The organism is Ideonella sp., assembly GCF_035254525.1.
Lineage (GTDB): Bacteria > Pseudomonadota > Gammaproteobacteria > Burkholderiales > Burkholderiaceae_C > Ideonella.
On sequence record NZ_DATFAN010000035.1, the window covers coordinates 1 to 10,997 of the forward strand.

Here is a 10,997-nt window from a genome sequence, read left to right on the forward strand (position 1 = left end):
CTCGTCCTGGCGCGACAGCAGGTTGCGGCGCGGCTCCAGCGCCTCGATCACCGCCTCGTCGCCGGCCGCCTGCCAGCGCACGCGGTCACCGACGACGCACTGGCTCTTCTTGCCGCGCGGGTGGGCGATCAGGCGCCGGCCCTCCGGCGTTTCGATCACGACATGCCGGCCATGGGCGCCCACGACCAGGCCGGTGTCGAGTTCTTGGCCCTTGCTCAAGTTTGCAAGGCCGCCAGCCGCTCGCTGGCCGGCGGGTGGGTGTAGTAGAAGCGGGCGTAGACGGGGTCCGGCGTTAGCGTGCTGCCGTTGTCCTCGTACAGCTTCAGCAGCGCAGAGGCCAGGTCGGCGCCGCCGGTCTTTGCGCAGGCGTAGGCATCGGCCTCGAACTCGGCCCGGCGCGACCAGCGCGCCGCCAGCGGCGAGGCGAAGAACAGGAACGGCGGAGCGGCCAGCATGAACAGCATCAGCGCGAGCGCATCGTTGGCTGCACGCAGGTTCGGCTCGACGCCGAGCCCGAGGAAGAACGCCGGCTGCCGCGCGAGCCAGCCCAGCAGCGCCATGGCCGCCAGGCCGACAGCGAAGGAACGCAGCGTCATCACCAGCACGTGCTTGTGGTGGAAGTGGCCCAGTTCGTGGGCCAGCACCGCCTCGACCTCGCGCCCGGCCAGTCGCGCGAGCAGCGTGTCGAACAGCACCACCCGCTTGGCGCGGCCCAGCCCGCCGAAGTAGGCGTTGGCATGGCTGGAGCGCCGGCTGCCGTCCATGACGAACAGGCCCTTGGCCCGGAAGCCGCAGCGCGCCATCAGCGTCTCGACGCGTTCGACCAGCACGCTGTCGGACAGCGGTTCGAAGCGGTTGAACCACGGTGCGATCCAGGTCGGATAGACGACCTGCATCAGCAGCACGAAGCCGACCCACAGGCCCCAGGCCCAGAGCCACCAGAGCGCGCCGGTGGCCTGCATCACCCACAGCACCGCGGCCATCATCGGCAGCCCGATCGCGATCGACAGCGCGGCGCCCTTGGCCAGGTCGGCGAGGAACAGCGCCGGCGTCATCCGGTTGAAGCCGAAGCGCTGCTCGAGGCGGAAGATCCGCGCCCACTCGAGCGGCAGGTCGACCAGGCCGCTGACCAGCGCGAAGCCGGCGACGAGGCCCAGCTGGTAGGCGAGGTCGCCGAAGCGCGGCTGCAGTGCGTCGCGCAGCGTGGCGTTGAGCAGGTCCAACCCGCCCAGCAGCGTCCAGCCGAGCAGCAACGCGGCGCCCACCGTCTCGGCCACCAGCCCGAAGCGCAGCCGGGCGAGCGTGTAATCGGCGGCGCGCTGGTGGGTGGCCAGGGGCACGGTGGCATCGAATGGCGCCGGCACGGCACTGCGGTGGGCCTGCACGCTGCGCGTCTGGCGTGTGGCCAGCCACCATTTCAGGGCCTGGGAGGCGACGAGCGCCGCCACCAGCCAGAGGGATACGGTCTGCGCCTGCATGGGCGGCAAGTGTATGTTGTTGGACAATCCCGGACCCGATGCCACCCCATGCCGGCCACCCCACCATGAACACTGCGACGCTTGCCAAGAATGACCAGAACCTGATCTGGGTCGACATGGAGATGACCGGCCTGAAGCCGGAGTCGGACCGCATCATCGAGATCGCGGTCGTTGTGACCGACCCGTTGCTGACGGTGCGCATCGAGGGCCCCGTGTTCGCCATCCACCAGAGCGACGCCACGCTGGACGCGATGGATGCCTGGAACAAGGGCACCCACGGCCGCAGCGGCCTGATCGACCGGGTCAAGGCTTCGACGGTCGACGAGGCCGAGGCCGAGGCGCGGGTGATCGAGTTCCTCGCCGCGTACGTGCCGGCCCGCAAGAGCCCGATGTGCGGCAACTCGATCTGCCAGGACCGGCGTTTCATGGCCCGCCACATGGCCGGCCTGGAGGCCTTCTTCCACTACCGCAACCTCGACGTCAGCACGCTGAAGGAGCTGGCACGGCGCTGGAAGCCCGCGGCGCTGGAGGGCTTCAAGAAGGCCCAGGCGCACACGGCGCTGGCCGACATCCACGAGTCGATCGACGAGCTGCTGCACTACCGCAGCAACCTGCTGAACGTCTAGGCCTACGGCTTCTTCCTGATCGCCGTCACGACGTACTGGCCGTCGACCTTGTCGGCGCTGAACTCGATGCGGTCGCCGACTGCCAGACCGTCGAGCAGGCGGGGCGGTTTGGCCCGGTAGGCCATGGTCATCGCCGGCATGCCGAGGTTCTTGATCTCGCCGTGGGCGATGGTCACCTTGGCCTGGGCGCGGTCGATCTTGCGCACTTCGCCGTCGGCGGCGCGCGCCGGCAAGGCCCCCAGCAGGGCGACGATGCCGACCATGGCAGCGATTCGGTTCATCTCGGTTCCCTAGAATCAGGCGGTTGCCGATTATTCACGCCGCACCATCATGACCCACGCCACCGCGCCTGCCACCGTCGACCACATCCTGCCGCGCGAGAAGGCCGAGATCCTGGCCCAGGCGCTGCCCTACATCCGCAAGTTCCACGGCAAGACCCTGGTCATCAAGTACGGCGGCAACGCGATGACCGACCCGGCGCTGCAGCAGGACTTCGCCGAGGATGTGGTGCTGCTCAAGCTCGTGGGCATGAACCCGGTGGTGGTGCACGGCGGTGGCCCGCAGATCGACGAAGCCCTGAGCCGCCTCGGCAAGAAGGGCACCTTCATCCAGGGCATGCGCGTGACCGACGAGGAGACGATGGAAGTCGTCGAATGGGTCCTCGGCGGCGAGGTGCAGCAGGACATCGTCGGCCTGATCAACGTAGCCGGCGGCAAGGCGGTGGGCCTGACCGGCCGCGACGGCGCGATGATCCGCGCCCGCAAGCTGAAGATGGTCGACAAGGACGATCCGACCAAGGAGCACGACGTCGGGCAGGTCGGCGAGATCGAGTCGATCGACCCGGGCGTCGTGAAGGCGCTGCAGGACGACCAGTTCATCCCGGTCATCAGCCCGATCGGCTTCGGCTCGGAGAACGAGAGCTACAACATCAACGCCGACCTGGTCGCCTCCAAGCTGGCGGAGGTGCTGAAGGCCGAGAAGCTGGTGCTGCTGACGAACACGCCCGGTGTGCTTGACAAGCAGGGCAACCTGCTGACGGACCTGACCGCGCGCCGCATCGACGAGCTGTTCGCCGACGGCACGATCTCCGGCGGCATGCTGCCCAAGATCGCCGGGGCGCTCGACGCGGCCAAGAGCGGGGTGAACGCGGTGCACATCATCGACGGCCGCGTGCCGCATGCGATGCTGCTCGAGATCCTCACGGATCAGGCCTACGGAACGATGATCCGTTCCCACTGACCGTTCCCCCTCGCACCATGGCTTCGACGCGCGGTTCGGCCGCCGGCATGGCGGCCGCCTGCGGTGCCGCCTTCCTGTGGGGCACCGGCGCGCTGGTGGTCAACCTGCTGATCGCGCGCTTCGGCCTGAGCCCCGAAAGCATCTCGTTCTGGCGCTTCGTCGTGGGCGCCGTGTTGCTGGTCGCCTTGTTCGGCCGGCCCGCGGCCTGGCCGCGGCTTCGGGCCCAGGCCGGGTTGCTGCTCGGTGCCGGCAGCTGCATGTCGCTGTACGTGCTGTGCTGGTTTCTCGGCATTGCCCGCATCGGCGCGGCGGTGCCGACACTGATCGCGCTGTGCCTGCCACCGGTGCTGGTGACCCTGCTCGCGGTCGCGCGCGGGCGCGAGCGGCTCGACGGGCCGCTGGCGACCACCTTGACGGCCGCCCTGGCGGGCACCGCGCTGGTCGTGCTGCGTGAAGGCGGCCCGGCGGCCGGCACGTCGGCCGGCACCGTTGCCGCCGGCGTGCTGTTCTCGGTCGCGTCGGCGCTGCTCTACGCCGGCTTCACGCTGGTCAGCGGGCGCCTGTCGCTGGCGCTGGGCGCCGGCCCGGCGACGATGGGCCTGACGGTGGTGGCCGCGGCGGTGATGGGGCTGAGCGCGTTGTACGCCCCGCTGGCCTGGCCGGGCGACGTGCCGCCCGAGGCCTGGCTGCTCTATCTCGGGCTGGTCACCGCCGCGATCGCCCTGCTGGCCTTCAGCTGGGGTGCGGCGCGGCTGAGCCCGACGGCGCTGACCGTCGCCACGCTCGTCGAGCCGCTGACGGCGGTGCTGCTCGCTGCGCTGCTGCTGGGCCAGGCGCTGTCGACCTCGCAGTGGCTGGGCGCGGTGCTGATGCTCGCAAGCATCGGCGCGCTCGGCCGGCGCGATGCGCGCCGCGCTGCCGGGGCCGGTCGTGGGCACTGAACGCATCTGGCTGTTCGACCTCGACAACACGCTGCACAACGCCGCGGCCTCGGCCTTCGGGCGGCTGAACCTGGCCATGACTGCCTACATCGAGCGCGAACTCGGCGTCGGCGCCGACGAGGCCAACCGGCTGCGCATCGACTACTGGCACCGCTACGGCGCGACGATGCTCGGCCTGATCCGCCACCACGGGGTGAAGCCCGCGCACTTCCTGCACCACACGCACTTGCTGCCCGGCCTCGAGCGCGAGCTGGTGCACCATCCCCATGACCTGGCCGCACTGCGCGGCCTGCGCGGGCAGAAGTGGATCCTCACCAATGCGCCGGTCGCCTATGCCGAGCGGGTGCTGCGTGCGCTGGGGCTGTCCAGGCACATCGACGGCATCGTCGGCATCGAGCAGATGCGCATGTTCGGCCAGTGGCGGCCCAAGCCCGATGCGCGGATGTTCCGCGCGCTCGCGGCTCGGCTCGGGGTGCCGCCACGCCGCTGCGTGCTGGTCGAAGACACGCTGGTTCACCAGAAAGCGGCCTACGCGGTCGGCATGCGCACGGTGTGGATGCAGCGCTGGGCCAAACATGGCACGAAACGGGGTGGCCAAGGTCCGGAAGTTGGTGTTTACCTGCACCGGAGGCCCGCCTATGTGTGTGCCAGAATCGCCACGCTCCAACAGTTGCGCCGTGTGCCGTGATGCCTGACTTGCCCGAAGAAACCGAAGCGGCCGAGACCGAGGCATCGAACCCCCCAGGTACACCGCAGGCGGGCGCCGAAACGCCGCCCGCGCGCAAGCGCCCCAAGCCGGGCGAGCGCCGCGTGCAGATCCTGCAGACGCTGGCCGCGATGCTCGAGCAGCCCGGCGCCGAGCGCATCACCACCGCCGCGCTGGCTGCCCAGCTGCAGGTCAGCGAGGCGGCGCTGTACCGCCACTTCGCCAGCAAGGCCCAGATGTTCGAAGGCCTGATCGAGTTCATCGAATCGAGCATCTTCGGCCTGATCAACCAGATCACCGAGCGCGAGACGGAAGGTGCAGTGCAGGCCCAGCGCATCGCGCAGGTCGTGCTGCAGTTCGGCGAGAAGAACCCGGGCATGACGCGGGTCATGGTCGGCGACGCGCTGGTGTTCGAGAACGAGCGGCTGACGGCGCGCATGAACCAGTTCTTCGACCGTGTCGAATCGCAGCTGCGCCAGAGCCTGCGGCTGGCTGCCGACCATGCCGGCTCGACCATGCCGACGGTGGACGCGAACGGCCGCGCCTCGGCGCTGACGGCCTTCATCGTCGGCCGGCTGCAGCGTTATGCCCGCTCGGGCTTCAAGCGCAGCCCGACCGAGCAGCTCGACATCGCGCTCGGCCTGCTGACCTGAGGTGAACGGCTGAAGTGACCAAGGGCGCGGATCTCGCGCTCGCCTGGGGCGGCGCCGAGCTGAGGCTGTGTCCCGAGCGCGCGGCCTTCTGGCCAGACGAGCGGGTGCTGTTCGTCGCCGACTTCCACCTCGGCAAGGCCCACAGTTTTCGTCGGCTCGGCGTGCCCGTACCCGCGGGCACGAGCGAGGCGAACCTGGCGCGGCTGGCCGCCCTGATCGATCGCCTGGCCGCCGTCGAGGTGGTCTTCCTCGGCGACTTCCTGCATGCGGCACGTTCTCGCTCGAGCCCGGGCGTGGCCGCCTTCGCCGATTGGCGCGCCGGACGCTCGGGCTTGGCCCTGACGCTCGTGCGCGGCAATCACGACGAACGCGCCGGCGACCCGCCGAGCGACCTGGGCATCCAGGTGGTCGACGAGCCGTTCGCGCGCGGCCCGTGGGCGCTGTGCCACCACCCGGCCCCGCGCCCGGGCCGCGCCGTGCTGGCCGGCCACCTGCACCCCGGGGCCGTGCTGGCCGGCGCCGCGCTCGACCGCCTGTGCCTGCCCGCCTTTCACGCGCGTGGCGGCGTGCTGGTGTTGCCGGCTTTCGGCGAGTTCACCGGCTCGAAGGCGGTGCGGCGCGAAGACGGTGACCGCTGCTTCGTGACCGACGGGGCGCGGGTTCTGGCGCTGCCTTGATGCCCATGGCCCGGCGCAGGGGTTCACTACACTGGGCACCATGAATCTGGAACAACTCGACGCGCTCGTCGCGCGCGCCGACCGGCTGCTGGCTCGGCTTGAAGCGGTGCTGCCCCATCCGCCGTCCGCGCCCGACTGGTCGGCGTCGATCGCCTTTCGCTATCGCAAGCGCGCCGGCTCGGGCGTGCTCGAGCCCGTCCGCCACGTGGCCACGATCCGTCTGGCCGCCTTGAAGGAGATCGATGCGCAAAAGGAGCGCCTGGCCCGCAACACCGAGCAGTTCGTGGCCGGCGCGTCGGCCAACAACGTGCTGCTGACCGGCGCTCGCGGGACGGGGAAAAGCTCGCTGATCAAGGCCTGCCTGAACGAGTACGCCGGGCGCGGCCTGAGGCTGATCGAGGTCGACAAGGCCGATCTGGTCGACCTGCCCGACCTGATCGACCTGGTCGCCGGCCGGCCCGAGCGCTTCATCGTCTTCTGCGACGACCTCAGCTTCGAAGAGGGCGAACCGGGCTACAAGGCGCTCAAGTCGATGCTCGACGGCTCGGTGGCACAGGCGTCGGACAACCTGCTGATCTACGCCACCAGCAACCGCCGCCACCTGCTGCCCGAGTACATGAAGGAGAACCTGAGCTACCAGCACACCGAGGATGGCGAGGTGCACCCGGGCGAGGTGGTGGAGGAAAAGATCTCCCTGTCCGAGCGCTTCGGCCTGTGGATCAGCTTCTACCCGTTCACCCAGGCGGAGTACCTGGCGATCGCCGCGCAGTGGCTGCGTCACCTGGGTCTGGACGACGCGCAAATCGAGGCCGCGCGGCCTGAGGCCCTGGTGTTCGCGCTCGAGCGCGGTTCGCGCTCGGGCCGGGTCGCGTACCAGTTCGCGCGCGATCTGGCCGGCCGGCTGGCCCTCGGCGGGGCCGCGTCGTGAGCGGCGGTGGGGGCGAGAGCGACCGTACGCCGGTCGACGTGGCGGTCGGCGTGCTGGTCGAGCGCGACGCGGCCGGGCGGGAAGGGCGCTTCCTGCTGACCTCGCGCCCCGACGGCAAGGTCTACGCCGGCTACTGGGAGTTTCCCGGCGGCAAGATCGAGTCGGGCGAAAGCGTGCACGACGCCCTGGCGCGTGAGCTGCACGAGGAACTCGGCATCACCATCGGCGCGAGCCACCCCTGGCAGGAACTGGTGATGGACTATCCGCACGCCCGGGTCCGGCTGCATTTCTGCAAGGTCTACGACTGGCAGGGCGCATTCGAGATGCGCGAAGGCCAGTCCATGGCCTGGGAAACGCTGCCGGTGGCCAGCCGGCCGGTGCTGCCGGGCACGATCCCGGTTCTCCAATGGTTCGCCGCCGAACGTGGACACGCCGGCCCCACCCATGGCGGGTGACCCGGTTGGCTACACTGGCCGGATGGATTGGCTGGATCACGTCCGCTGGGACGCACAGGGCTTGGTACCCGTCATCGCGCAGGAAGCCGGCACCGGCGACGTGCTGATGTTCGCCTGGATGAACCGCGAGGCGCTGGCCCGCACGGCCGAGCTCGGCGAAGCCGTGTACTACAGCCGCTCGCGGCAGCGCCTGTGGCACAAGGGCGAGGAATCCGGCCACACCCAGAAGGTGCACGAGATCCGGCTCGATTGCGACCAGGACGTCGTGCTGCTGAAGGTGACCCAGCTCGGGCACGAACCCGGCATCGCCTGCCACACCGGCCGCCACAGCTGCTTCTTCGAACGCCTGGATGGCGGCCGCTGGACCGCCGTGGACCCGGTGCTGAAGGACCCGGCTTCGATCTACCAATGAACCCGACCACGATGCCTGCTACTTCGAACGACACGCTGCAGCGCCTGGCCGGCGTGATCGAATCGCGCCGCCAGGGCGACCCCGACAAGAGCTACGTCGCCCGCTTGTTCCACAAGGGCACCGACGCGATCCTGAAGAAGGTCGGCGAGGAGGCCACCGAGACCGTGATGGCCGCCAAGGACGGCGACCGCCAGAAGATCGTCTACGAGGTGGCCGACCTGTGGTTCCACTCGATGATCGCCCTGGCCCACTTCGGCCTCACCCCGGCCGACGTGCTGGCCGAGCTCGAGCGGCGCGAGGGCCTATCCGGCCTGGAGGAATTCGCGGCGCGCAAGGCGCAACAGCGTGAACAAGGAGAGACGCCATGAACGACGTGACCCTGGGCGCCGACGTGTCCGCGGAAAGGCTCGCCAGCCTGAAGCAACTGACGATGGTCACCTACATCCTCTATGCGCTCAGCGCCTTCGTCGGGCTGACGGCGATCGTTGCGATCATCATCAACTACGTCAAGCGCGAAGAGACGGCCGGCACGATCTACGAGAGCCACTTCACCTGGCAGATCCGTACCTTCTGGTTCAGCCTGCTGTGGGCGGTGGTGGGTTTCGTGACGCTGGTCGTCGGCGTCGGTTTCGTCGTGCTGGCGGCCGACTCGATCTGGGTCATCTACCGCATCGTCAAGGGTTTTCTGAACTGGAACGACGGCAAGCCGATGCCGGTGAAGGCTTGAGACCATGAGCACCGACCCCAACTGCATCTTCTGCAAGATCGCCGCCGGCCAGATTCCGGCGAAGAAGGCCTACGAGGACGAGGAGGTCATCGCCTTCCACGATATCCACCCCTGGGCGCCCGTGCACCTGCTGCTGGTGCCCAAGCGCCATATCGCGACCATGGAACTGGTCACCGCCGACGATCAGGCACTGATGGGCAAGCTGATGGTGCTGGCGCCCAGGCTGATGGCCGAAGCCGGCGTGACGGGTGGTTTCCGCCAGATCATCAACACCGGGCGAGACGGTGGGCAGGAGGTGTATCACCTGCACATGCACGTCTTCGGCGGCCCACGGCCATGGGCCAAGGGTTGACCGGCCGCAAGGGTTGAACCCGCCGCCGCCGCCCCGACTCTTACAATCACGAATTGTCTTTGGAGAAACGTCATGGGATCGTTCAGCATCTGGCATTGGCTGATCGTGCTGCTGGTGGTCGTGCTGATCTTCGGCACGAAGAAGCTGAAGAACATCGGCTCCGACCTGGGCTCGGCGGTCAAGGGCTTCAAGGACGGTGTGAAGGGCGGCGCCGAAGCCGACGAACCGCTGCCGCCATCGCAGCAGGTCGGCACCGGCAAGCCGGTCGACAGCAATACCGTCGACGTGGAAGCCAAGAACAAGGTCTGAGTTGATCGACTTCGGCTTCGACAAGATCGCGCTGATCGGCGCGGTCGCCCTGATCGTCATCGGCCCCGAGAAGTTGCCGAGGGTCGCGCGCACCGTCGGCCACCTGGTCGGCAAGGCGCAGCGCTACGTGGCCGACGTCAAGGCCGAGGTCAACCGCTCGATCGAGCTGGAAGAACTTCAGAAGATGAAGTCCCAGTTCGAGACCGCGGCGCGCGACGTCGAGAGCACCGTGCGCAGCGAGGTGCAGGAGGCGTCCAGCAGCCTGTCGCAGGGTTGGAGCGAGGCCACGGCTGGCCTCGGTGAGGGCCTGGCCGGCGCCACCGGCGACGGCGCGGCCGGCTGGACGCCGGCGCCGCCGGCCTACCAGCATCCGCGCAAGAACTGGCGCGTCAAGCGCGGTGCGGTGCCCGCCTGGTACAAGCACCGCGAAGGGGTGCGGCGCCACGTGCAGTCGGGCGCGGCGCGTGTCGCGCGCTTCCGTCCGCCCAAGGTGGGCGGTGCGGCCGGCGGGGCAGCTCGATGAGCGCGGAGCCCAAGGACGAGCTGGAAGGCACCGAAGCCCCGTTCGTTTCGCATCTGATCGAACTGCGCGACCGCCTGGTGCGCGCGCTGATCGCGGTCGGTGTCGTCTTCGCGGTGCTGGCCTTCTACCCGGGCCCGGCGGGGCTGTATGACCTGCTCGCGGCGCCGCTGGTGAAATCGCTGCCCCAGGGCGCGACGATGATCGCGACCAACGTGATCTCGCCTTTCCTGGTGCCCCTGAAGATCACGCTGATGGCGGCCTTCATGGGGGCGCTGCCGGTGGTGCTGTACCAGGTCTGGGCCTTCGTTGCGCCGGGGCTGTACAGCCACGAGAAGCGGTTGGTGCTGCCGTTGGTGGTCTCGAGCACGCTGCTGTTCTTCGGCGGTGTCGCGTTCTGCTACTTCTTCGTCTTCGGCAAGGTCTTCGCGTTCATCCAGAGCTTCGCGCCGAAGAGCATCACCGCCGCGCCTGACATCGAGGCCTACCTCGGCTTCGTGCTGACGATGTTCGTCGCCTTCGGGGCGGCCTTCGAGGTGCCGGTGGTCGTCGTGGTGCTGGCGCGCATGGGCGTGGTCAGCATCGAGAAGCTGCGCGCGTTCCGCGGCTACTTCATCGTCGTCGCGTTCATCATCGCGGCCGTCATCACGCCGCCGGACGTGGTCTCGCAGCTGTCGCTGGCGATCCCGATGTGCCTGCTGTACGAGGTGGGCATCTGGGCGGCGCGACTGTTCATCCGCCATACCCAGGCGCCGGACGCGGCGCCGACGCCGGACGCCTGATCAGCGCCGGCGCGCCGCCGGCTGCTTCGGCCGCTGGCCCACCGTCAGCGTCACCTGCACCTGCTGGCTGCCGCGCTGCAGCGCCAGCGCCGCTTCGCTGCCGGGCTTGAGCGCCGCCACGCGATGCAGCAGCTGCGCGGTGTTCGTCACCGGCTGCCCGGCCACCGAGACCACCACGTCGCCCGGACGCAC

At 69.2% G+C, this 10,997-nt stretch carries 18 protein-coding genes and 1 pseudogene; 15 read left to right on the forward strand and 4 right to left on the reverse strand.

Annotated features, from left to right (window positions below; all coding sequences use genetic code 11):
• Both VJ693_RS03660 and VJ693_RS03665 read right to left on the reverse strand, forming a co-directional pair.
• Nucleotides 1-219 (reverse strand): annotated as a pseudogene (locus VJ693_RS03660) (ribosome small subunit-dependent GTPase A); the annotation flags it as partial.
• Nucleotides 216-1,478, reverse strand: coding sequence for a M48 family metallopeptidase (locus VJ693_RS03665; RefSeq protein ID WP_324152112.1), 1,263 nt, complete (start codon nucleotides 1,476-1,478; stop codon nucleotides 216-218). The pseudogene VJ693_RS03660 and the gene VJ693_RS03665, both read right to left, overlap by 4 nt.
• A 65-nt stretch (nucleotides 1,479-1,543) precedes the next feature.
• Between VJ693_RS03665 and orn the strand changes: the two genes are divergently transcribed.
• Nucleotides 1,544-2,104 carry an oligoribonuclease gene (orn, locus tag VJ693_RS03670; RefSeq protein ID WP_324152113.1) on the forward strand — a complete coding sequence of 187 codons (561 nt, stop codon included), beginning with the start codon at nucleotides 1,544-1,546 and terminating at the stop codon, nucleotides 2,102-2,104.
• Nucleotides 2,105-2,106: 2 nt separating this feature from the next.
• On the opposite strand, the gene VJ693_RS03675 is transcribed toward orn, so the two are convergent.
• Entirely contained in the window at nucleotides 2,107-2,385 is a 279-nt protein-coding gene (locus tag VJ693_RS03675) for a copper-binding protein (protein ID WP_324152114.1), read from the reverse strand.
• Nucleotides 2,386-2,434: 49 nt separating this feature from the next.
• Here VJ693_RS03675 and argB point away from each other — a divergent pair, with 49 nt between their 5' ends.
• From argB to tatC, 14 genes are all read left to right on the forward strand, one after another.
• On the forward strand, nucleotides 2,435-3,343 hold the full coding sequence (argB, locus tag VJ693_RS03680; RefSeq protein ID WP_324152115.1) for an acetylglutamate kinase: 909 nt from the start codon (nucleotides 2,435-2,437) through the stop codon (nucleotides 3,341-3,343).
• Nucleotides 3,344-3,360: 17 nt separating this feature from the next.
• Nucleotides 3,361-4,284: a DMT family transporter gene (locus VJ693_RS03685; RefSeq protein WP_324152116.1), complete on the forward strand. Its 924-nt coding sequence runs from the start codon at nucleotides 3,361-3,363 to the stop codon at nucleotides 4,282-4,284.
• Entirely contained in the window at nucleotides 4,274-4,972 is a 699-nt protein-coding gene (locus VJ693_RS03690; RefSeq protein ID WP_324152117.1) for a pyrimidine 5'-nucleotidase, read from the forward strand. The genes VJ693_RS03685 and VJ693_RS03690 overlap by 11 nt, the downstream gene beginning before the upstream one ends.
• On the forward strand, nucleotides 4,972-5,643 hold the full coding sequence (gene slmA, locus VJ693_RS03695) for a nucleoid occlusion factor SlmA (RefSeq protein WP_324152118.1): 672 nt from the start codon (nucleotides 4,972-4,974) through the stop codon (nucleotides 5,641-5,643). The genes VJ693_RS03690 and slmA overlap by 1 nt, the downstream gene beginning before the upstream one ends.
• A gap of 14 nt (nucleotides 5,644-5,657) precedes the next feature.
• Nucleotides 5,658-6,320 (forward strand): ligase-associated DNA damage response endonuclease PdeM, encoded by a 663-nt coding sequence (gene pdeM / locus VJ693_RS03700; RefSeq protein WP_324152119.1) that lies wholly within the window; start codon nucleotides 5,658-5,660, stop codon nucleotides 6,318-6,320.
• A gap of 40 nt (nucleotides 6,321-6,360) precedes the next feature.
• Nucleotides 6,361-7,248: an ATP-binding protein gene (locus VJ693_RS03705; RefSeq protein ID WP_324152120.1), complete on the forward strand. Its 888-nt coding sequence runs from the start codon at nucleotides 6,361-6,363 to the stop codon at nucleotides 7,246-7,248.
• Nucleotides 7,245-7,703, forward strand: a complete 459-nt coding sequence (locus VJ693_RS03710) for an NUDIX domain-containing protein (protein ID WP_324152121.1) — start codon at nucleotides 7,245-7,247, stop codon at nucleotides 7,701-7,703. Before VJ693_RS03705 ends, VJ693_RS03710 begins: the two co-directional genes overlap by 4 nt.
• Nucleotides 7,704-7,725: 22 nt before the next feature.
• Entirely contained in the window at nucleotides 7,726-8,115 is a 390-nt protein-coding gene (gene hisI / locus VJ693_RS03715) for a phosphoribosyl-AMP cyclohydrolase (protein ID WP_324152122.1), read from the forward strand.
• On the forward strand, nucleotides 8,112-8,483 hold the full coding sequence (locus tag VJ693_RS03720) for a phosphoribosyl-ATP diphosphatase (protein ID WP_324152123.1): 372 nt from the start codon (nucleotides 8,112-8,114) through the stop codon (nucleotides 8,481-8,483). The genes hisI and VJ693_RS03720 overlap by 4 nt, the downstream gene beginning before the upstream one ends.
• Entirely contained in the window at nucleotides 8,480-8,842 is a 363-nt protein-coding gene (locus tag VJ693_RS03725; RefSeq protein WP_324152124.1) for a hypothetical protein, read from the forward strand. Before VJ693_RS03720 ends, VJ693_RS03725 begins: the two co-directional genes overlap by 4 nt.
• A gap of 4 nt (nucleotides 8,843-8,846) precedes the next feature.
• On the forward strand, nucleotides 8,847-9,194 hold the full coding sequence (locus VJ693_RS03730) for a histidine triad nucleotide-binding protein (protein WP_324152125.1): 348 nt from the start codon (nucleotides 8,847-8,849) through the stop codon (nucleotides 9,192-9,194).
• 72 nt (nucleotides 9,195-9,266) lie between these two features.
• On the forward strand, nucleotides 9,267-9,503 hold the full coding sequence (gene tatA, locus VJ693_RS03735; protein WP_324152126.1) for a Sec-independent protein translocase subunit TatA: 237 nt from the start codon (nucleotides 9,267-9,269) through the stop codon (nucleotides 9,501-9,503).
• A 1-nt stretch (nucleotide 9,504) separates the two neighbouring features.
• Complete coding sequence (tatB, locus tag VJ693_RS03740) at nucleotides 9,505-10,026, forward strand: Sec-independent protein translocase protein TatB (RefSeq protein ID WP_324152127.1); 522 nt, start codon at nucleotides 9,505-9,507, stop codon at nucleotides 10,024-10,026.
• Nucleotides 10,023-10,805, forward strand: coding sequence for a twin-arginine translocase subunit TatC (tatC, locus tag VJ693_RS03745; protein WP_324152128.1), 783 nt, complete (start codon nucleotides 10,023-10,025; stop codon nucleotides 10,803-10,805). Before tatB ends, tatC begins: the two co-directional genes overlap by 4 nt.
• Here the strand turns inward: tatC and VJ693_RS03750 are convergent.
• The coding region (locus tag VJ693_RS03750; protein ID WP_324152129.1) for a PDZ domain-containing protein at nucleotides 10,806-10,997 on the reverse strand (192 nt) is incomplete at its 5' end.

Coding starts and splice junctions, on each gene's coding strand:
- VJ693_RS03665 (WP_324152112.1), bottom strand. CDS start 1,478: ATGCAGGCGCAGACCGTATCCCTCTGGCTGGTGGCGGCGCTCGTCGCC.
- orn (WP_324152113.1), top strand. CDS start 1,544: ATGAACACTGCGACGCTTGCCAAGAATGACCAGAACCTGATCTGGGTC.
- VJ693_RS03675 (WP_324152114.1), bottom strand. CDS start 2,385: ATGAACCGAATCGCTGCCATGGTCGGCATCGTCGCCCTGCTGGGGGCC.
- argB (WP_324152115.1), top strand. CDS start 2,435: ATGACCCACGCCACCGCGCCTGCCACCGTCGACCACATCCTGCCGCGC.
- VJ693_RS03685 (WP_324152116.1), top strand. CDS start 3,361: ATGGCTTCGACGCGCGGTTCGGCCGCCGGCATGGCGGCCGCCTGCGGT.
- slmA (WP_324152118.1), top strand. CDS start 4,972: ATGCCTGACTTGCCCGAAGAAACCGAAGCGGCCGAGACCGAGGCATCG.
- VJ693_RS03705 (WP_324152120.1), top strand. CDS start 6,361: ATGAATCTGGAACAACTCGACGCGCTCGTCGCGCGCGCCGACCGGCTG.
- hisI (WP_324152122.1), top strand. CDS start 7,726: ATGGATTGGCTGGATCACGTCCGCTGGGACGCACAGGGCTTGGTACCC.
- VJ693_RS03720 (WP_324152123.1), top strand. CDS start 8,112: ATGAACCCGACCACGATGCCTGCTACTTCGAACGACACGCTGCAGCGC.
- VJ693_RS03725 (WP_324152124.1), top strand. CDS start 8,480: ATGAACGACGTGACCCTGGGCGCCGACGTGTCCGCGGAAAGGCTCGCC.
- VJ693_RS03730 (WP_324152125.1), top strand. CDS start 8,847: ATGAGCACCGACCCCAACTGCATCTTCTGCAAGATCGCCGCCGGCCAG.
- tatA (WP_324152126.1), top strand. CDS start 9,267: ATGGGATCGTTCAGCATCTGGCATTGGCTGATCGTGCTGCTGGTGGTC.
- tatC (WP_324152128.1), top strand. CDS start 10,023: ATGAGCGCGGAGCCCAAGGACGAGCTGGAAGGCACCGAAGCCCCGTTC.